This is a genomic window from Sphingobacterium thalpophilum (assembly GCF_038396785.1).
Classification (GTDB): Bacteria; Bacteroidota; Bacteroidia; order Sphingobacteriales; family Sphingobacteriaceae; genus Sphingobacterium; species Sphingobacterium thalpophilum_A.
The window spans coordinates 4,112,175-4,133,988 of record NZ_CP151087.1; the positions used below are offsets into that span (position 1 = coordinate 4,112,175).

Consider the following 21,814-nt stretch of genomic DNA (forward strand, 5'->3'; position numbering starts at 1 on the left):
TATTTCAATACATAATGAAAGTCGTTCAATTTACAGTTCCGGTTGTTTACCAAGGATCTATTTGTGTGCAGGAAGACATTCTGCCTTCATTCTACAGCAACTATCACCGACACAAGGAAATCCAGCTGACCTATATCCTGAAAGGGCGGGGAACCTTTATGATTGGCAACTTTACACATAGTTTTGAAGAGGACGAGATCTATATCGTTGATGCAGATGAACCGCATATGTTCAAAACGGGGGAAGATATAAGGGATGGCATTCATGCCATCCATATTTTTTTCGACTACGAACATTTTAAACCCTTTCTGGATTTTCCTGAATTCGATGATGTTAAGTATTTCCTGGAACACATCAACGTCAGTAAAAAATTGGATGCGGAGCATTCCGTCGCGTTGAAAGAAAAATTTGTACAGATTAACGTGAGTGCGGGCATAGATCGTCTCCTCTCGTTTGTGAAGCTGATTAATTTTTTAAGTAAAAAAGTAGATCAATGGACTTCGCTGTATACAGGTATTCCACAAAAGAAGTTCTCAGACGCCGAAGGATTGCGAATCAATGAAATATTCCAATATACTTTCCAGCATTTTGGAGACAAGATTTCCTTGGAAGATATAGCAGCGGTAGCACACATGACACCACACGCATTTTGCAAGTATTTTAAGAAACATACCCGGAAAACCTATGTTACCTTCCTCAATGAAATCCGGATTGAACGTGCCTGTAAAATGTTGATTGACGAATCTTCGGAAAGTGTTTCTAATATCGCTTTTAAAACAGGATTTAACAATGTTGTCAATTTCAATCGGGTGTTCAAGAAAATAATCAAACTGTCGCCGAGTGAATATGTACAGGAACATCGTATGCGCTACTAGGTTGTTTGGCGGATGTTACTATGCCGTTTAATGGAATAGTCTATGGAGATTTCCGAGCTATAACTGGATCCTCATACCGTTGATTTTTGGTGGGCTCCCCTCCACGGAAATCGGAAGAATGGTTTTGTTGACAATATCGGAGAAAGACTCGTCAATAAAATTTAAAAATAGCAGGTGCTAAAATGGTATTTTTGAGTTCTAATGATAACCATTCCGATGAATAAAAATCTATTTATTGCACTCCTAGTTTTATGTATATCTGCGCTGCAGCTCCGGGCCCAATCTTCTCTTTTTAAGATCGATACGCTGCAATACCAAGGGACGGATAAGCATATCGTCAATTTGGTCATTTTGGGGGACGGTTACACCAAAGCACAGCTGGATGACTACGCTGCCGATGCAAAGTAGTTTACCAACTATTTTTTCTCGATCGAACCCTTCAAGCAATACAGCAGTTTTTTAATGTGTTTGCTATTCGTACGATCTCCGAGGAATCTGGTGCAGTGCACGACTGCAAAGTGGGTGACTGTGTACATGGTGAAGAATGCTAAGCGTTGGAGCTAATACGTTGAAGGTGATGTTTCAAGATACGACCAATCTATTACGTAATCCATCCTATGTCACCATCGAGATTCGGTTGTGTGGACATTTAATTGGTTGAAATTGATTGATTTAGCGAGACTAGCGATCACATGAGGCGATACATTGGAAACCTGGTATAGTGGTGCTCAGGTGCTTACGGTAAAGCATCCTATTGCCGGATTTCAATATCGCTGGTATGATGCCGCTACAGGGTTTTGGGAAGAAAGGGGCAATAATATTTTTTTACAAAATATTGTGGAGTCAAACGTATACCTCGTCCGTGGTATTTGGGATGACCGGGTTTCCGAGAAAACAAAAGTTTACATCAACACATTGGACAAAATTGATTAGCCAAAGAATATTCAGGTTAAAATCGACAATAAGAAAAACACAGTACAATTGACAGTAAAGGATAAAGTCGATGCGCGTTATAGCGATATCTGGTTGAATGAAGAAGGTAATCCGATCTATGAATGGGACGAATTTAATGGCGAGTATGTACGTCCAACAGGGGTGAATAATGTGCTCAAAATGAAATTAACAACCTCTTCTGGAAAGATATACGTTCAAAAAATAGATAAAGAGACCACTTGCAAAAGTGAGAAAAGGATTGTAACTTTTTAGTTATACTATTGGAGTGAAATGATTTATAAGTTAATTTTAATCTGCCGGTTAATTAACTTATAAATCATTTATATTTATGAAAAGAAAATCCAAGTCAACTTGGGGAATTCTTTCATGTGTATTCATCCTGGTTTTAGCCGCAATGCCTTCGTGCAAAAAGCATGTAAAACTTCCCGATGAAAACGATGAAACAATTCATGCGGTAAAATTCAAAGTCAAGGATTTTGAAGCGATTGTTACTCCTCTAAAAAAACAATCAACCACGGCAAAACGAGCTGCGCTGAGCAGAGCTTCTTCCGAAAACGAATTGCTGTATCATTGGACCTTTGATAACAGCGATGTTGTTCCCGAAAATGCACTTGATGATGCCGTTCTGATCGATTACAACAATGGAAAGACAGACTATGATTTTTTAGGCGGTTGGCCTGCAACGGGAAAAGCCATTAGTTTCAAAGGTGGTAAAGAGATCCTAGTCAAAATCCCTGCCACAGGTATTCATTCGCTGGGTAGCTGGACCTTTGATTGCAATAGTTCGAGTACAGGACCAAGGGCACTGCTTTTGAGTTATTCCCTGGATAAGGGGAATAGTTTTTTGATGCTCTCGGATACAATCAATTATCCATCGAATGTGTCACTTTCAGCCAAAATCCCTGTGAGTGCATCATTGGCAGATATTTCGTTTGGCAACAGCAAGGAGCTCTGGTTGAAAATTTCATTATTTGCCGGTAGCAGGGATGGAGGAGCGGGTTACAGCCCAACGACTGGTACATTCAAGATGGATAACTTGATGGTTTACGGACAAGTCAACCCGGCCGCTTTGCCCAGCAAATTTTACTATCATGTGTTTGATGCAAAATCGAAGGCTATGATCAAATCGGGCGTACTTAATTCGCAGGAAGCTTTCGATGTTGAATTGCCGAACGGAACCTATTACCTAAGTCTGATTGCTAAAAATTCGACATTGCCGCTGATCCTGGCAGGGGCGGTGGATTTTGAGCACTTTTATGCGACGAATGCTTTTTCAGAACAATCTGCAGAGTTATTTGCTAGCCGGGATACCTTTGAGGTTAAAGGGGCTATGGAACGGGTCCTAAACTTAAGTCGGATCTACAGTGAGGTCAAGTTGACTTTTACAGACAGCGAAGATCTGAGCGCAATTGATAGTATTCAGGTGAAGCAGCTTCATCCTGTGTTTCATTATTATCCTTTTATGACGCATATTAACGACCAGGTTGATGAAAGTCTTTTGACGGTTATCCCACATTTTACGGCAGCTGATCAAAGTTTTTCGTTCAACCAATTTATGGGCTATTATCTCAACAATACCGCTATTAAATATCAGTTCCAAGTTTTCAAGGAAGGTAAATTGCTGCGTACATTTGAACTGGAAAGCGAAATCCGAAATAATGTTCAAATACAGTTTAAGGGCAAATTGCTGGAGACTGCCAATGGGAATTTGGGTTTTCAGATCGTGAAGAATGAACAGTGGGACGATCATATTGTGATAGAATACTAGCACAGTTATTGTACTTAGCATCTAGCCGCCCTACATCTATTAAAACAAAAAGGTGTCCAGCAATGGACACCTTTTCTGTGATAGCATATTGGCTATATCAATTTTTTTAGCAAGGTATTCCAACCAGCCAAGTCATTCAATATTTTTTCAAGATCGGCAATGGCAACACGTTCCTGTGCCATCGTATCACGGTGACGGATGGTTACGGTGTTGTCTTCCAATGAATCGTAATCGACTGTGATACAGATTGGTGTTCCGATTGCATCTTGACGACGGTAACGTTTTCCAATGGCATCTTTTTCGTCATATTGAACGTTGTAATCCAATTTTAGTGTATTTAGGATCTCACGTGCTTTTTCTGGTAAACCATCTTTTTTGGTCAATGGTAAAATTGCAGCTTTTACCGGTGCCAATGCTGGTGGAAATTTCAATACAACGCGCGAATCTTGTTTTTCTGCTGTAGAAAGATCTTCTGTTACCAAAGAGTTACATAATACAGTTAAGAAAAGGCGATCCAATCCAATTGAAGTTTCAATGACATATGGAATGTAGTTTTGATTGATTTCAGGATCAAAATATTGCATTTTCTTTTTAGAAAATTCCTGATGTTGTTTCAAGTCAAAATCTGTACGGGAGTGGATACCTTCAACTTCTTTGAATCCGAATGGGAAGTTGAATTCAATATCAACTGCAGCATTTGCGTAATGCGCTAATTTATCGTGGTCGTGGTAACGGTAGTTTGATGGATCGAAGCCCAATGCCAAATGCCATTTCAAACGTGTTTCTTTCCATTTGTTATACCATTCCAATTCAGTACCCGGGCGGCAGAAAAATTGCATTTCCATTTGCTCGAATTCACGCATACGCATGATAAACTGACGTGCAATTACTTCGTTACGGAAAGCTTTACCAATTTGTGCAATACCAAAAGGAATTTTCATACGTCCTGTCTTTTGAACGTTCAGGAAGTTGACGAAAATACCTTGTGCAGTTTCAGGACGAAGGTAAACCTGATCAGCTCCATCTGCCATAGCACCCATTTGGGTTGCAAACATCAAATTAAATTGACGTACTTCAGTCCAATTTTTGGTACCTGAAACCGGACATACGATATTATGTTCTTCAATGATGGTTTTCAGTCCAGCTAAATCGTCTGCATTCAATGCGGTATTCAAAGCGTCTAATAGGGCAGCAGCTTCAGCTGTCTTACCATCTGCTTCATAACGTGCAATCTTATCTTCGATCAATTGATCGGCACGGTAACGTTTTTTTGAATCCTTATTGTCGATCATTGGGTCGTTAAAACCATCAACGTGACCAGAGGCTTTCCATGTTGTTGGGTGCATGAAAATTGCGGCATCAATACCAACAATGTTTTCGTGCAATTGCACCATGGATTTCCACCAATAAGTCTTTAGGTTGTTTTTTAATTCCGAACCTAATTGACCGTAATCGTAGACGGCACTTAATCCGTCATATATTTCGCTCGATTGAAATACAAAACCGTATTCCTTCGCGTGTGATACTACACTTTTGAAAAAGTCGTCTGTCTGTTTGCTCATAAGTGGCAAATATAGATATTAGTTTTAGATTTTAGATATAAGATTCTTGATAAGAGGTATTCTTTAAATGCCTAAATCACGGATCTGCTGGGACGCATTTTTGTTATCTACTTTTTTGATGATATGTTGGATAATGCCATCTGCATCAATCACAAAAGTGGTACGTGCTGTGCCCATATACTTTTTGCCATACATGTTCTTTTCGACCCATACACCATAGGCCTCTACAAGGCTCTTGTCTTCATCTACAAGCAGCTGAAAAGGAAGCTCATGTTTGCTGATGAATTTTTGGTGCGATGCTTCGCTGTCCACACTTACGCCGATGATTTCAAAACCATCTTTTTTCAAAGACTGATAATTGTCTCTGAAATTACAGGCTTCCGTGGTGCAGCCTGGTGTATTGTCTTTTGGATAAAAATATAAAATAACTTTTTTCCCTTTGAAATCCGAAAGATGTACCGTTTCACCATGTTGATTTTTTGCACTAAAATCCGGTGCTTGTTGTCCTATTTCTAGTGTTGCCATATGTATTTCGATTTAGTCGATTAAGATACGAAATTATAACAATAAATCTATCCGATGGTATGCTTAAGCATTTTGGTTAACGTGCCTGCTGCTACTCGTGAAGTCGACAACTTGGTTCTCGCCAAGTAATTTGATAAAAGATCTGTCGGCTGGTACAGTGAGGATAATTTTTTAGAAAATCAATTTTTCTATCGACACATAAATTACTATTTTTAAAAAAACATGGAAATGGAACTATCATCTTTTGAAAAACAGATCAATAGTACGATTTTACAGCGAGGTAAAGTCTACTACCAAAAAGGACAGGTTGAATCTCTTGGAGAAACAGAAGATGGTGTATGGGTTGCAGTGGTAGCAGGGTCGGACGATTATTTTGTAGAGATTGAAATTAGCAAAAAAGGATCAGTAGGAGATTATGGATGTGACTGTCCCTACGATGGCGATTTGTGCAAGCACGTGGTTGCTGTCTTGTATGCTATACGGGATGAAAAAGCGATTGCTCCTGAGGATGTACCTAAAACTACCAAGAAAAAAACAAAACTATCCTTTCAAAAACTACTGGACAATATCAGTAGCGACGAGCTGAAAGCATTTATTGTCCAGTACAGCAAAAAGGACAGTAGCTTTAAATCTGATTTGGAACTATTCTTTGCAGAAAAAGATGAAAACTTTGACATAGAAAAGCAAATAAAGGATCAGATTAGGAAAGCGATCAAGACCTACAGCAAACACGAATTTATCGATTATGGTTCAAGTGGTAAGCTAGCACGGGAATTACAAAAAATTCTGATGCAAGGTCAATATTATCTATCCAAAAATAACATCCTAAACGGTAGCTTGTTATGCATGGCGTATATACAGGAAGTTATGCCAGTGATTACTTACGCCGACGATAGCAATGGATCTATAGGAGATGCTATCGATAGTGGTATATCCTTATTGACAGATATTGCGGTGCAGTCCCCCGTCGATTTGAAAGAAAAGATTGCTGTGTATTTGAATAAAGAGCTGCAACAGGATCTGTACTTTGACTATGGCGATTTCGGATATGATATGACAGATCTTTATGCGCAGCTATGTCTGGATTTAAGTAAAATAGATGATTTTCTGCACTTTGCCGATGTGGCTATTCATAAAGCTCGTTTAGACCGTTATGATTACCGTAGTAGTTTTTTTATACAGATTAAAGCCTCCATCCTTCAAAAAGGAAACAGGACAGAAGAGGTACAGCAATTGATAGAACAACAAATCCATTTGCCACAAATGAGGAAGGTTCAGGTCGAAAAAGCTATTGAAAACGAGCGCTTTGAAGAGGCCAAGGAATTGCTGGTTGAAGGAATACGACTAGCGGAAGAAGCACAGCATCCTCGTGTAATAAGGGACTGGGAAGAAACCCTTTTGCATATTGCCGTTCTGCAAAATGACATTCCAATGGTGCGCTCTTTTACAGAAAAATTCGCTATAGGTTACTCTTTTAGCAGCCACTATTACAACCAGTGGAAAAACACCTATACCTCAGAAGAATGGAGAAGTGTCATTAACGACAAAATCAACTCGATTCGCGCAAAATCAACCGGAGAAAAGAGTTCCTATTCGAAACACCAAGACTACTGGCTTTTGAACGAAATAGGTCCTATCTATATTGAAGAGAATATGTTCGACCAATTACTTGCACTGGTGCAACGGCAGACCGATCTGGAAACCATACTAAACTATCATGAGCATTTATATAAATTGTATCCTGCGGAACTTATGAAATTGTACTCATTCCTATTGGATCAACATGCTGAGTCTGCCAATAAACGTAATGCGTACCAACGATTGATGGACATCGTATTCGCTATATTTAAAGATATACCTTCCGGTAGGGAAACACTCTTGGCCCAAATGCTTCACTGGAAAATGATCTACAGGCACCGTCCTGCGATGATGGATGAATTAACGAATATACTGGACAAAATCAATGCACAGGGGGAGTAGATGAATACATGTTCATCTAGGCCCCGATATCTGCATTTTGGTTAACTTGCTTGATTAAGCTCATGAGTTTGACAACATTGTTTTCGTCAAATAATCCGATAACCCCGCTGTCATCTAGCTCCGTAAAAGGAGGTTCCATGAGATCGACGGTTTCTAGATAACCGTTGGTTACGAAATAACGTATTACAGTGTCCATAAACTTGATCTGCTTGGCCGAAAGGTTAGCTTCGCCAATAAAATTTGTGAAATGAGCCTGTATAGCCTCTTGATCCAAGCCGATAATGGACCGAATAAAAGTTCCTAGCGGCTGATCACCAAATTCTTTTATAAACTCTTCCTTGGACCCCAGTGCCTCCGCTACGAGGTATTGTTCTAACTGCTGTAATTCGAAAGCATTGATCGGTTGATTTTTATGCAATTTGTCGATCACAAGATGATGCTTATTCTTTTTGATAAAGGCGGTTACTCGATCTTTATAACTTTGTAGATTTTTAAAATTTGCGATAATATCATACCCGATAATTTCTTCCTTTAAAAGATTATCATCAAGCTTTGTATAAATAGGTTTAATGTTATTCTCCTCTTTGAGCAAGTGTATTAGATCTCGAATTTCCTTTCGTAGATTTTCAATTTTTGATACTGATGCATCTTGCCAAAAATCTATGGAGGCCATCTCTCTTATGACGATTTCTTTAGCAGCGACAGCAGGTACATTTCGCTTTTTTAATAGTCTCTTTCCTATATCCATAAAGTTCTGGATAAGGACGGTCTGCCGCGGAGATTTATTAATCATTGCTCCTTGCAGTTTATAACTATTTAGATCGAATCGTTTAGCCATTTCATCTATGTCTTCAGTGTAAGGAATAAGATGAGACAGTTCCGTTTCTATAGCAATGATAGCAGATTTATTGAGGTTGTCCCACTTGCTTCTATCTGCAAATTGATGCACTACAGCGAGATGCTTTCTGACCTCATACCGAGCTGTATCCAGCTGCGCTACTTTGGCATGTAGTTGATTGATATATTCCTTTGCTAAAGCTAAATCTTGGTTATTGGCATCCATATTCTCCTGAATAAGGTTAGCAACATGTAATTGTTCCAGAAACAACAGTTGACTTAAAGGTCTTTGGGTATTCGTTTGATAACCGTCCGGATTCTCCTGAAAGAACTCAAGGTTTCGGCAGTAGTCAAATAGTAGGAAGAATTTTTTATCCTCATGGGGTCCAAATAAATCACGACGTAAACGAGTACCCCTTCCTACCATTTGCCAAAACTTAGCATATGATTTTACCGGTTTAAAAAAGATGAGATTCAGTACGCTAGGTGCATCGACTCCTGTATCCATCATATCGACCGAAATAGCAATCTGAGGTTCTAGTTCTTCTTTGTCATAACAGAACTTTTCAAGTAAATCTTGCGCTTTGTCATTGTAATTGTCAATGACCCGGCAAAAGTTGCCTCCATATTCGGGATAGTTTTTGTTAAATCGCTCTTCGATAAAAACAGCATGACGATGGTTTCTGGCAAAAATAATCGTTTTGCCGACCTTATCGCCAGAAGCTACTTTTAACCCATTATTCATGAGGTGATCCAAAACAAGATCTACTGTAGGTTCATTAAATAAAAAAGAATTAATCTGAGACGCTCCAACTTCAAATTCCTGAAGGGCTTCATCAGATACCGCGGTCAATCCCAACTTTTCCTCTAATTCGGCCTTATCCTCATCGCTTAAATCTTTGTATTTCACGCCATCCCTTACCATCTGTACAGGGACAGCATACGAGCGTGGCGGTACTAAAAAGCCGTCGTTTACGGCAGTATCTAATTCGTAGGCAAAAGTGGGTATATCATCCTCTAATTGAAAAAATGAATACGTATTTTTATCAAGATTTTTTTTGGGTGTAGCCGTTAACCCAATCAATAAACCATCAAAGTAATCGAAGATAGATTGGTATTTTTGATAAATGGAGCATTTAAATTTAGTGCTACAGCAACCGCCAACCTTACACCAATTGGTAGAACAGTTGACCGAAAAAACACGCTGACTAACAAGGAACGGCTGATGCATCAACTCAAAGACTCACCCCAGAAACGCTACGAAGATTTTGTATCAAATTACCCCAATATCTACAATCGCATTCCGCTTTATATGATCGCTTCTTACCTAGGTATTTCAAGAAAAACACTGACAAGGGTTAGGGGCGGGAAATAATTAGTCGCTTTATCACCATCTACACTCCTGATAAAAAGGTTTATCAAAATAATGATGATAAAAAAGGCTAAATTAACCGTAGTTCAGTTAGCCTCTTCTTACAACGTTGACAATAAAAAACCTTATGGATTGGTAGACCACAAACTGAATTCTTTTACAAAAGCACGTTTTGGCAATTTCAGATGGTGTACGACTAGGGTCGCCAAATCTTCCGGCTGTAATACTTTTTCTTCGTTTCCATCGGTGAAGTTGGCGTTCACCGTCATATCTGTGGCAATGGTACTCGGGTTGATGGTCGATACACGAATGTTGGACTTGCGGCCTTCTTGCATCACACTCTCGGTAAGATTGATCACCGCTGCTTTTGATGCTCCGTAGGCACTCATTTTTGCAGAACCTTTCAAACCTGAGGTAGATGCTATGTTAATGATATCACCACCATTGTTTTTGACCATTTCCGGGAATACCTCGTGGATCATATAATACGTTCCAAATACATTTATTTTGAAAGATTGCTCCCATTGCTCAACTGGCAATTCGTTGATACCTCCTACAGCCAAAACTCCGGCACTATTGATAAGAATATCAATAGTTTCAAAAGTTTCCAAAATACTTTTTACCGTGTCTTGTACACCTGTATAATCTGAGACATCCAAGGCATAAGTTTGCACTTTTACATCGCTGTTAATGGCACTGATTTCAGCAGCTACCCGTAGCAAATCTTTTTCTGTACGACCTGCCAGAGCGATATTGACCCCTTCTTTTGCCAATTCCAAAGCCATCGCTTTACCTAACCCCTTACCAGCACCTGTGATAAGGGCATTCTTATTTTTTAAATCTTGCATATTTCTATTTTATATATCGCAAAATTCTGTTTTTATTTTATTATAAACGACTATTGAGTATTAAAATGTAAATTTGTTCCGTAATAATGAACAAAACATGATACAGTCGCTCGAGAAGCTATTTCTCATTATGGATTATATGGTACAAAACGGTAATCGGGTGCGTATACAAGATATTGCATCAGGTTTGGATATGAAAAAATCTACGGTACATAATTTTGTTAAAACCTTGGTGCATATGGGCTATGCAGATCAAGAGGAACTTTCTACCCGATATTACCTCACAGGCAAAATGCATCACCTCATCCCAACGGAATATTCTACCGCTACACTGAAAACAGACTATCGTCCTATCGTAGAAAAAATAACCGAACTCACCGGTGAAACCGCTTATCTAACCATACAGCTAGGATCCTATATGCGGCACGAACTAAAAAGCGATCCCAAACGCTCTGTACGTATAAGTCTAGAAGTAGGTAAAGAAATGGATGTAATGAATTCGGCTTTGGGTAATGTTTTTATGGCACATTCACCGAGTTTGACCAAACAATTAATGGTTAATCTCATCGAGCCAGAACAAATCAAATTGCAAAAGCAACTCGATAATGTAATAGAAAAAGGCTATGCTGAAGATTATGAACGTTTGGAAAAAGAGATGAATTGCGTAGCGGTACCAATTTATAGTAATAATAAATTATTGGCAGCAATTGGTATTTCAGGCCCATCGTATCGTTTTGGAACTAAAGAAATGCAACAGGGAATACAGATCATTCAATCATTATTAAAGAATAAGGTATCTTAATCTACACGATAATCGTTCTATAGCGTGTAGATGGAATGCATCATGCTTATTGTACTGTGACAATTAAAATTGTAACATTGATTATTGTTGAGTAAAGGAAAAGAGTCCTCGCCAATTCCAGGACTCTTTTCCTTTACTCATTTTATCATTTCCCTTTTGTTTGAACCAAAATTCGAAAATTGCAATTAATGTAGCAGATCAGGTCGGACAAATGTTGTAAGTTTGAAATTAGCTATTAACGCGATGTGGAGAATGAAGCCTCGTAGACCTTCAAATTCCCTTTGTTGTCTTTCACTTCAAGTTTAAAGTCGTGTCTGCCACTGCTGAGTTCCGGTTCGAAGTCATGCCAGATATGTCTTGTTTTAGGGTCATATTTCATTAAAGCCCATTTCCCGTCAATATAAGCGTCAAAAGTAGCTATACCCGATAGATTGTCACTGATGGTAAAATCGATGGAGCGTTGATTGGAAACATTCTTGCCGTCGGTAAGGTTACGCGCAGTGATATTTGGTGCAATGGTATCGACAGCGATGTAAAAACCACCAAATTCGCGTACGTTGGCTACCACCCAGCCGTTCTCATATTGACCACCTTGTGCTCCGCCATCAGAAGAAACAATCAAGGCTTTGTCATAAAGATTTTCAGACAAGCTGTAGTCTGGTTTGATCATGAGCTTGTAATATCCGAACACCGGTGTATAAGCGTTGTGGATATAGTGCATTGCCGAGTAGCCTTTTGCAGGTTTTGCTCCCTGCGAATAATTGAAGTAAAGGTCGTCATACAATATATTTTTGCTCATATAAACCCGAGCATTCTCCGCTTCATATTTGTTTTCATCGGCATAGTGAAACATTTTAAGCCCCTTCGCATTTGGGCGGCTGATGGAAAGTGAAGGGTTATTCTGCACCTTAAAATTCAATTCGCTCGTATTCCCTTGAACATCCTTGACCACATATTTTACCTCATGGACCTCATTGTCTTTCAACGTTATTTTACCGAGGTTATCCAAGTTTTTGAAGATGTTGATCGGATTGTTAGGATCTTTGAAGCTCTTTTGCACGCGTACCCCTGACTTTTTTAAATAAGGGTAGTCTACGTAGGACTGTATCGCACGGGTCTGATCAAAAGGAATGGATTCGAACAGTACCGTGCTGATGTTTTTATTGTCCAAAAATAGTTCAATCGAATACACACCATATGTAAAAGAGATGCCTCTCCGTTTATCAACCGTGTTGATTCCCAACCCAAAGGTACCATTCACAGAGATAGGGGCGTTTGTTGCTAAACTATAATTGCCGCTACCAACAGATCTGATGGTTTGATGCCTGCGGGGCGTATTTTCATCAAACAGTTCGGAACCCAAATCGTAGACCGTCATACCGCGGATAATCGGTTTTACACCGTCTGGAAACAACAGGCCAAACAATTGCGGATTGAGCGGCAATTGTGCTTTTGTATCCCGGATTTCAAAATGAAGATGTGGACCTGCAGACCCGCCTGTATTGCCCGAATTTGCAATAAACTCACCTTTTCTTACAAGTACTTGGTTGGGTTTGAGAAATATATCGACATCAAAACGTTTTTGCTTGTACTGCTCATCTTTGATGATTTTCGCAAGATCAGAATTGAAACTTTCGAGGTGCATGTACACCGAGGTGTAACCATTGGGATGATCAATGTAAACATAATTACCACCACCACCTATCTGTACCCTGACGCGGGATACAAAACCTTCCGCCGCTGCATGCACAGGAATATTGATGCGTTGTTGTGTCCGGTAATCGTCTCCACCATGGAAATGCGTTGCGCGCAATTCGCCGAACGATCCTGAAGCCTGCGGCGCTAGGTCCATGGGCCGTACAAAATAATTTTGTGGATAATTGCGGCTTTTGATAATATCTTGTCCCTTGCTTAGACCTGCCATGCAGGCCAGCAGGGAGAGCATTGCTGTCGTTTTTTTTATCATGCTATTCCCAGCTATTTAATTTTACAGCTAAACATCTTCTGTTCGCCAATGAAACCTTCCAATAAATCGCCGATGGCTACAGATCCGACACCAACTGGAGTTCCGGTGTAAATGAGGTCACCTTTGCGTAGGGTAATAAATTTGGAGGTATATACAATCAGATCTTCGTAGGAGAAAATCATGTCCTTGGTATTTCCCTGCTGAACTTTTTGCCCATTTTGCTGCAGGGAGAAATCAATCGAATTTACTTCCGCAAATTCTTCTTTAGGAATCAGGTTGCTGATCACTGCAGAATGGTCAAATGCTTTTGCCAATTCCCAGGGAAGGCTTTTTGCTTTTAATTCTTGCTGCACGTCCCTTGCGGTAAAGTCAATCCCTAGGCCGATAGCATCGAAATAGGTTGATGCAAATTTTGGTGTCACATGTTTTCCTTCCTTACAGACCCGGAGGACAACTTCGGTTTCGAACTGAATGTTTTTGGAGAATTCGGGGTAATAGAAATCTTTGTTATCCTTTAAGACCGCTGTATCGGGTTTTAAAAATATAATGGGATTCTCTGGGACTGGATTATTGAGCTCTTTCGCGTGGTCGATGTAATTGCGACCGATTGCAATTATTTTCATGATATAAATTTTTAAGGCAATGAAGCTTTCAGATTTCTTGCGAACTCATGAGCTCGGTTTTCATCGCGTGTACATTTGAGGCGCTATTAGAAAGTACTATATGCTATTTGTGAATTACCTACACTTGGCCGGAATGCGCTATGCTAACGAACGTCATGTGAGGAACGATATGGTTATCTTCTAAAAACTTATCGTGCATCCATACTCGGTATACTTTAGTTTTCGTTTACCACAACAAACTTAATAAATGTCCAAAGCTTATCCAAAATTGGAGAAAAACAACTACATGCGTAATTTAGATCAAAGTATATATTTATATAGGTTTTAGTTAGGTTTTGTTTAGGTTTTAGTTAGGTATAGTATAGGTTATAGCTAACTAAAACCTATAGTATACCTAATCTAATACTAGTTCATACCTAATTTAATTTAAACATTAATACAGATCGATTGTTAAGAGATCATTGTTAAGATGATAATTAAACAAAAAAATTAAAATATGGCTATAATAGAAGATGGGCCCAATGGTGGCTTTCGAGGTAAAGTTGGTTCGATATATGGATACAATCGTATGGGGCAATGGATTATTCGCGGAGCAAGGAGAAAAAACAGTAAACCTCCGACTGAAGCTCAGCGATTACATCGTCAAAAAATGAAAGCTATCGGAAAATTTTGTGCGGAGAACAAAGCAGTTTTTGATTTTGGCTATGGGCTAAAAAAAGAAAATGGATCTAAATATGGTGCATTTCAGCTCGCGCAAAAACATGTTTTCAATGATGTACTGGCTTTTGATGCCGATCATAATCCTGTTGTGAATTTTGAAAATTTGAATGTGTTTGTGGGGGATCTAATACCGCCCACGGGTACTAAGGTAAGTGTGAATGAAGGTCGTATATTTTTGGAATGGATACCAAACCCAGCGTATGATGATGAAATTTATAAGTTAAATCTAGCATTTGTTAGCTTAAATGATTTCTGTTCCTTAAAACCAGCAGTTGCATCTGCTAGGGATGGCCAATGTTTTGTGGACGTACCGGTTGAATTAAGCAAAAAAGCTGATTATCATGTCTACATCGGTTTTTGGGATACGTATCATGGTGCATTCTCAAATTCTACCTATTGTGGCGTCATTTAATAGGATTTTTCCACCTACTTGTGTATCTTTAACACTATGAATAAAATACAGGCGGTATTGTTCGATCTGGACGGTACGTTAATTGATTCGGAATATTTCTATTTCAAAAACTGGGCACCTATATTAAAACAGGAATTTAACCTTCAGATCAACTATGAAGATTGGATTCGCGATTTTGCTGGACATACTTTAGCACATAATGTCAAGCGTCTTACCGAGGACTATGGCTACGACGTGACGGAAGAACATATGTGGAAGCGTACACGTGCGGCTTATGCCGATTCTAACATGAGCGATATTGAATTGATGCCTGGAGCACGAGAAATTTTAGCTTTTTTGAAAGCAGAAGATATCCGTATTGGGCTTGTGACCTCGAGTTATAGAAGCACAGTCGATACTGTTTTGGGCAAGCACGAGCTTTTGGATTATTTTGAGTTTTTTGTCACGCGTGAGTGTGTGGAGCTGCCAAAACCCAATCCGGAACCTTATCGTTTGGCATTGACACATCTGGGTCTACCAGCCGACCGCTGTGTGGCTATTGAGGATACGTCAACAGGAAGTACATCGGCATTGGGAGCAGGGACGCAGTTGATTGCAGTTACGAAGCAAGAGGTAGAACGTGCTAGACTAACAGCTGTTGATAACATTGTGGAAAACTTATCTGAGGCGAAAGCCCTGTTGGCGCAATGGATTTGAGGGTTGTAAAATAATTTAATCGTTTTAGCATTTGTATTTTTATTCGGATATATGTAATATTACCGACTTGTAAAGGGAACTCTGATTATGAACCGTAGAACCGCAATAAAGCAATTTTTCATTATCGCTGGCGGACTGACAATTTTGTCGTCCTGTCTGAATGATGGAGGTGCATCAATTGTATTAAATAAGCTGAAGATTTCGGCGGAAGATGAGCAATTTTTGGGCGATCTGGCTAACATCCTGATTCCGAAATCGGATACACCGGGAGGAAAGGATCTGAACCTACATCTTTTCGTCATCAAAATGGTGGATGACTGTGAGTCGCCAGAAAATCAGGCTAAATTTGTCGCTGGTTTCAACAAATTGAGAAAACAGTTGAATTTAAAAAATAACAAAGAGACTGAGACCACTTTGGCGGGGTTAAAAGACCAAACCGACGAGAAGGCTTTTTTTGAGACCTTCAAATCGCGTGCAATTCAGGGGTATATGAACTCAGAATACGTGATGAAGAATAAGGTGATCTATAAACTTATTCCGGGTCCGTACAATGGTGCGGTAAAAGTTAAGGCATAAATAGCACATGGCAAATCTAAATATTGACAGTGAAAAAAACAGAACCTACGATGCGATCGTGATCGGTTCGGGAATTAGTGGCGGTTGGTCCGCAAAAGAGTTGTGCGAGAAGGGCTTGAAAACATTGGTTTTGGAACGCGGACGTGATGTGCAACATATCAAGGATTACCCAACCACCAATATGATGCCTTGGGAGTTTGAACATCGGAATGAAATGCCTTTCAAAGTAAAAGAAGAAAATCCGATTGTCAGCAAATGTTATGCATTCCATGAAGATGCAGCCCATTTTTTTGTAAAAGACAAGGAACACCCTTATATTCAAGAGAAACCTTTTGACTGGATCAGAGGCTATCAAGTTGGCGGCAAGTCGTTATTATGGGCGAGACAGACGCAACGTTGGTCTGACTTTGATTTCGAAGGGCCAGCGAGAGATGGTTTTGCCGTAGATTGGCCGATACGTTATGCTGATTTAGCACCTTGGTATGCTTATGTCGAAAAATTTGCTGGGATTGCAGGTAATCACGATGGACTTCCTGAATTGCCTGACGGTGAGTTTTTGCCAGGGTACCCATTAAATATTGTCGAGAAGTATTTTAAAGAAAGCGTCCAAAAGAAATTTCCGGAGCGCAAAGTGATTTCAGCACGTTGTGCACACCTATCAAAACCAAATCAGATTCACATCGAACAAGGACGTGTACAGTGTCAGAATCGCGTACTTTGTCAGCGAGGATGTCCTTTTGGTGGATATTTCAGTTCCAATGCAACGACAATTCCTTGGGCGGCCAAAACCGGAAATATGACGCTACGTCCATTTTCGGTTGTTCATTCGATTCTCTATGATGAACAAAAGGGAAAGGCAGTGGGTGTACGTGTTATTGATACCAATACAAAAGAGGAAATTGATTTTTATGCCAAACTGATTTTTGTCAATGCGGCTGCAATCAATACGAATTTGATCTTATTGAATTCTAAATCGAACCGTTTTCCAAATGGTTTGGGTAATGATAGTGGTGTGCTCGGAAAATATGTTGCCTTTCACAACTATAGTGCACGCATTTATGCAGAGTATGAAGGGATGTTGGATTTTACGGCCGAAGGGCGGAATCCCGCAGGTGGAGGCTATATTCCACGTTTCAGAAACTTGCACAAACAGGAAACGGACTTTTTAAGGGGCTATGCTGCCGGTTTCGGAGCTTCGCGTAGTAAAGAGTCGGATCGTTCGGGTTTAGGGCTAGATCTGAAGAACAATTTGTTGAATCCTAAATTAGGTGTTTGGCAGGTTGGATCTCACATGATGGGTGAAACGATACCAAAAGAATCAGGAATGGTTTCATTGGATAGCAGTAAGAAAGATGACTGGGGTATTCCATTGTTAAAAATTGCTGTCGATTATGATGAGAATGATGAAAAAATGAAAAAGGATTACATCGCTGTCATGACGGAGATGTTTACGGATGCTGGCTTCACAAACATTCGCCCGGATTCACACTGGCAGGCTCCAGGTTTGGATATCCATGAAATGGGCGGTGCACGTATGGGGCACGACCCGAAAACTTCGGTATTGAATAAATGGAATCAGATGCATGCTGTGAAAAACGTTTTTGTCACAGACGGTGCAAGTATGACCTCGACATCAACACAAAATCCTTCATTGACCTATATGGCATTTTCGGCACGATCTGTCGATTATGCGATTAGCGAGATGAAGAAAGGAAATATTTAGTTTACCGGGGAAAGGTTTTGAAAATAAATCTTTCCTCTGTAAAATTAAAGTGCTATCTTTCCACCCGCATAGCACGTTAAAACCAAGAAAGAATAACCAAAAAGGAAAACAATAACGAATAAACAATTAATGAACCAATAAGTAATCAAAAAAAAGCAATTAAAAAACCAAAATAGGAAACCAAAAAATTTTACAACAAAAGCAAAAGCGATTTAGCAGACTTTATTGCAGATTCTATGCGGCAATAATACCATAGACATTTGAACCCAAACGTTTTCTGTTAAGTGAAAGCAATGGAATATAGCAGGCAATTTTAAGAAAGCAGATCGATTTTAAAACGATTAATTAAGGGAAACTAAATTAAACTAGACGTTCTAAGTATCTTTTTGCTAAAACGTTTTTATAAACCAAATCACTATTAATATGAGCAAAGTTGACGTAAAATCACTTGCGCAGCTTGGGAAAAAATCAAAGTTATTTTTCTCATTGGCTGTCATTGCTGGTACTTTCCAACAAGTCAATGCCGCAGTCGGAACTTCTGCCAATTACGATGGCAAATCCTTCGTAAAAGAAGTAAACCATGTGCAGCAGCAAGTTAAAGGAAAAGTATTGGATGCTACTGGAAAACCAATTTCAGGAGTTAACATCGCCGTTAAAGGTACTTCAAAGGGCACACAATCTGATGCTTTGGGTAATTTTACATTGGATGCTAAATCGGGGGATGTATTGGTGGTTTCTTCCATTGGTTACAAAGCCAAAGAAGTCACTGTTTCCGGTGCAACTGTTTCTGTACAATTGGAAGATGATCAGAGCCAATTGGACGAAGTTGTCGTTGTGGGTTATGGTACCATGCGTAAATCTGATGTAACAGGTTCTATCGCTATGGTTAAAGGAGCCGACATGATCAAAGATCAGAACTTTAGTCCCTTGGATAACTTAAGGGGTAAGGCTTCGGGGGTTAATATCTTTTCTAACTCGAGCCAACCTGGTGCTTACGCCAACCGTGTGGTCATTCGTGGTGTAGCCACGATCAATTCATCATCCAATCCACTCTATGTTGTGGATGGGGTTGTAATGGAAGACTTTCAGTTGTTGAATCCGAATGATATCGAGAATATCGAGGTATTGAAAGACGCATCTTCGGCAGCGATCTACGGTGCACGTGGTGCAAATGGGGTTATCTTAGTAACGACAAAACGCGGAAATAAAGATGGATCCAGAACAATTAACTATCAAGGTTCAGCTGGTGTGAGCTCCGTTCAACGTTATATGGATCTATTGAATGGGCAGGAATGGGTAGATGCCTTTATGATCGGCTTGGAAAATGAAAATAAGTATCAGGGGAAATCCTGGTCCTTGGATAAAAAGACCTGGTTTAATGATCCCAACTATTTTGATGCTAATGGTAACCCTTTGTATAATACAGATTGGCAGCGTGAAGCAACGCGTACAGCCATTTCACATAATCATCAGTTAAGTGTACAACAAGGCGATGATAAATCATCTGTTGGGGCTTTCTTAAATTATACCGATCAACAAGGTGTAATGAATAATACTTGGAATAAACGGGTAAATGCAAAAATGGCCTATGACGCTAAACCGACTTCTTGGCTGTCTACGGCGATTAATTTAACCGTTAACCATACTTGGGGACGTTATACACCAGAAGATGGTGGCGGACAGGAGGCACGTCGTACCATGATTGAAATGCTTCCTTGGTATCCTGTGTACGATAAAAATGGACAATATACATTTTCATCATCTTCGACTGTTTCGGACAAATTAGGGTTTGAAGGAATGGCTAATCCAGTGTCTATCCTAGATTTGCAAAAGAGGATGCGTTATAATACACAGATATTTGGTAATGCGGCACTAACATTTCATCTGGCCGATGGTTTGGATCTTAAGACACAATTGGGGATAGATAATCATAAAAAAGCGTATAAAGGATATTCTTCCATTACCTTGAATAATATCTCAAGACCAAATGGCTGGGCTGAAATGAACAATACCAATACCCTATATTGGCAAGAAGAGACTTATCTGACCTATAATAAGCAGTTTGATAAACACCGCATTAATGCTATGGCAGGTTTATCCTGGCAAGAAAGAACTTACGACTTCAATAGTTCTAGAACCGAAGGCTTTTTCGACGATGCTTATGAATACAATAATATGGGAATTGGAATTACACCATCGACACCAGGGTCTAGGTGGAACAAATGGGCTATGAATTCCTATTTCTTAAGAGCAGCTTACTCCTATAACGATCGTTACTCGGCGACAATTACAGGACGTTATGATGGATCATCCAAATTCGGTAAGAATAATAAATATGCTTTCTTCCCATCTGCTGGTTTCGCATGGAATGTGTCGAATGAGGACTTTTTGAAAGACAATACCACCGTTAGCAATTTAAAGGTCCATACAAGTTACGGATTAACAGGTAACTCGGAGATTGATCCGTACAAGTCCCTGGCAATTGTTGATGCCGGAACGATATTGCTAAACAATTCAAGAGCACCATATTCCTTTGTGAATTCTATTTCGAATCCAAATTTGAAATGGGAAAAAACCGCTCAGGTTGATGCTGGAGTTGAATTGGGCTTATTTCAAAATCGTTTAAATTTTGATGTGTCTTTCTATCATAAGAAAACGACCGACTTGCTACTGGATGCGCCAATTCCAACCGCATCAGGATTTAGTACAGTGATGAAAAATATCGGATCCGTGCAAAATCAAGGTTTAGACATTATGGTTAAGGGAACCATTATCAATAAAGAAGACTTTAGCTGGAATGCCTCACTTAATGCCAATTACAATAAAAATAAGGTGTTAAAATTAGGCGAGAACAATGCCGATATCCAAATGAATAGCTGGGTAGGCGGTGCTAATAGTGTTATCCGTGTTGGTGAGAACTTAAATAGTTTTTATGGTTACAGAAGATTAGGGGTATATACTCAAGCTGATGTGGATGCCGGAAATGCGACGGTAAGTCAAATCGGACGTGCAAAAAGAACGACTGAGAAAGAGATTATTGGTAAAGGATTGCCCGACTGGACAGGTAGTTTTATCAACAATTTGAAATATAAGAACTTCGATTTTACCTTGGATCTGCAATTTGTTAAAGGTGTCGATGTGATGCAACAATTTTTCCATTCGACTTATGACCGTTTTGGTATCACCAATGGTTTGAAAAATATCTTAACCGACGCGTATAATGGATCAAATCCGAATACCATGCAACAGGCTATTTATTTGACCAATAATGGACATGCTGGACAAGATACCAATGTGGATGATGCTTGGGTAGCTGATGGTTCCTATTTACGGGTAAACTTAATTCAACTGGGGTATACATTTAACCCAGAAGCCTTAAAGGGTATCGGTCTAAAACGTGTTAGAATCTACGCAAATGCAAATAATCCGTTTTTATTCACTTCAAAAGAATTTTTAGGATATGATCCTGAAAGTACTTCACAAGGTGAGAGTAAGTTTGGACAAAACATAACGTTTTTCTCTTATCCAAGAGCGAAGACTTTTTCGTTGGGTCTGAATGTAACATTTTAAAAATT

Annotated in this window: 18 protein-coding genes; 12 read left to right on the forward strand and 6 right to left on the reverse strand. The window is 39.5% G+C overall.

All coding sequences use genetic code 11. The features are described 5' to 3' along the window. The first annotated feature begins 14 nt into the window (after positions 1-14). The 5 genes from AACH28_RS18170 (at position 15) to AACH28_RS18190 (ending at position 3,597) form a co-directional block, all read left to right on the forward strand. A complete protein-coding gene (locus tag AACH28_RS18170; protein ID WP_286802896.1) occupies positions 15-875 on the forward strand; it encodes an AraC family transcriptional regulator in 861 nt (286 codons plus the stop codon). A 216-nt stretch (positions 876-1,091) separates the two neighbouring features. Further along, a complete protein-coding gene (locus AACH28_RS18175; RefSeq protein ID WP_341831172.1) occupies positions 1,092-1,283 on the forward strand; it encodes a hypothetical protein in 192 nt (63 codons plus the stop codon). Positions 1,284-1,580: 297 nt separating this feature from the next. Further along, positions 1,581-1,808: a hypothetical protein gene (locus AACH28_RS18180; RefSeq protein ID WP_341831173.1), complete on the forward strand. Its 228-nt coding sequence runs from the start codon at positions 1,581-1,583 to the stop codon at positions 1,806-1,808. Positions 1,809-1,856: 48 nt separating this feature from the next. Then, on the forward strand, positions 1,857-2,081 hold the full coding sequence (locus AACH28_RS18185; RefSeq protein ID WP_341831174.1) for a hypothetical protein: 225 nt from the start codon (positions 1,857-1,859) through the stop codon (positions 2,079-2,081). 76 nt (positions 2,082-2,157) lie between these two features. After that, positions 2,158-3,597 carry a hypothetical protein gene (locus tag AACH28_RS18190; protein WP_341831175.1) on the forward strand — a complete coding sequence of 480 codons (1,440 nt, stop codon included), beginning with the start codon at positions 2,158-2,160 and terminating at the stop codon, positions 3,595-3,597. Positions 3,598-3,689: 92 nt separating this feature from the next. Here the strand turns inward: AACH28_RS18190 and AACH28_RS18195 are convergent, their stop codons facing one another. After that, on the reverse strand, positions 3,690-5,159 hold the full coding sequence (locus tag AACH28_RS18195) for a glycine--tRNA ligase (RefSeq protein ID WP_075994392.1): 1,470 nt from the start codon (positions 5,157-5,159) through the stop codon (positions 3,690-3,692). Between the two features lie 63 nt (positions 5,160-5,222). Further along, the gene (gene bcp / locus AACH28_RS18200; RefSeq protein ID WP_286779039.1) at positions 5,223-5,684 is read right to left on the reverse strand and encodes a thioredoxin-dependent thiol peroxidase; all 462 of its coding nucleotides are present in this window, start codon (positions 5,682-5,684) and stop codon (positions 5,223-5,225) included. 228 nt (positions 5,685-5,912) lie between these two features. Here bcp and AACH28_RS18205 point away from each other — a divergent pair, with 228 nt between their 5' ends. Next, positions 5,913-7,664 (forward strand): SWIM zinc finger family protein, encoded by a 1,752-nt coding sequence (locus tag AACH28_RS18205; protein ID WP_341831176.1) that lies wholly within the window; start codon positions 5,913-5,915, stop codon positions 7,662-7,664. A gap of 16 nt (positions 7,665-7,680) precedes the next feature. Here the strand turns inward: AACH28_RS18205 and AACH28_RS18210 are convergent, their stop codons facing one another. After that, a complete protein-coding gene (locus tag AACH28_RS18210) occupies positions 7,681-9,732 on the reverse strand; it encodes a type I restriction-modification enzyme R subunit C-terminal domain-containing protein (RefSeq protein WP_341831177.1) in 2,052 nt (683 codons plus the stop codon). Between the two features lie 266 nt (positions 9,733-9,998). Beyond that, positions 9,999-10,721: a 3-ketoacyl-ACP reductase gene (locus AACH28_RS18215; protein ID WP_070570201.1), complete on the reverse strand. Its 723-nt coding sequence runs from the start codon at positions 10,719-10,721 to the stop codon at positions 9,999-10,001. Positions 10,722-10,818: 97 nt separating this feature from the next. Between AACH28_RS18215 and AACH28_RS18220 the strand changes: the two genes are divergently transcribed. Beyond that, complete coding sequence (locus AACH28_RS18220) at positions 10,819-11,523, forward strand: IclR family transcriptional regulator (protein WP_070570199.1); 705 nt, start codon at positions 10,819-10,821, stop codon at positions 11,521-11,523. Between the two features lie 235 nt (positions 11,524-11,758). On the opposite strand, the gene AACH28_RS18225 is transcribed toward AACH28_RS18220, so the two are convergent. Beyond that, positions 11,759-13,489, reverse strand: a complete 1,731-nt coding sequence (locus tag AACH28_RS18225; RefSeq protein WP_254667770.1) for a M23 family metallopeptidase — start codon at positions 13,487-13,489, stop codon at positions 11,759-11,761. An 11-nt stretch (positions 13,490-13,500) separates the two neighbouring features. Continuing rightward, entirely contained in the window at positions 13,501-14,112 is a 612-nt protein-coding gene (locus AACH28_RS18230) for a fumarylacetoacetate hydrolase family protein (RefSeq protein WP_070570197.1), read from the reverse strand. A 496-nt stretch (positions 14,113-14,608) separates the two neighbouring features. Here AACH28_RS18230 and AACH28_RS18235 point away from each other — a divergent pair, with 496 nt between their 5' ends. The 5 genes from AACH28_RS18235 (at position 14,609) to AACH28_RS18255 (ending at position 21,809) form a co-directional block, all read left to right on the forward strand. Continuing rightward, positions 14,609-15,244 carry a DUF6266 family protein gene (locus AACH28_RS18235; protein ID WP_070570195.1) on the forward strand — a complete coding sequence of 212 codons (636 nt, stop codon included), beginning with the start codon at positions 14,609-14,611 and terminating at the stop codon, positions 15,242-15,244. Positions 15,245-15,280: 36 nt separating this feature from the next. After that, on the forward strand, positions 15,281-15,940 hold the full coding sequence (locus AACH28_RS18240; RefSeq protein ID WP_070570193.1) for an HAD family phosphatase: 660 nt from the start codon (positions 15,281-15,283) through the stop codon (positions 15,938-15,940). A gap of 87 nt (positions 15,941-16,027) precedes the next feature. Then, positions 16,028-16,516, forward strand: coding sequence for a gluconate 2-dehydrogenase subunit 3 family protein (locus tag AACH28_RS18245; protein WP_070570191.1), 489 nt, complete (start codon positions 16,028-16,030; stop codon positions 16,514-16,516). A 7-nt stretch (positions 16,517-16,523) separates the two neighbouring features. Beyond that, positions 16,524-18,239, forward strand: a complete 1,716-nt coding sequence (locus tag AACH28_RS18250; protein ID WP_070570188.1) for a GMC oxidoreductase — start codon at positions 16,524-16,526, stop codon at positions 18,237-18,239. A gap of 423 nt (positions 18,240-18,662) precedes the next feature. Next, positions 18,663-21,809: a TonB-dependent receptor gene (locus AACH28_RS18255; RefSeq protein WP_341831178.1), complete on the forward strand. Its 3,147-nt coding sequence runs from the start codon at positions 18,663-18,665 to the stop codon at positions 21,807-21,809. Positions 21,810-21,814 lie beyond the last annotated feature (5 nt).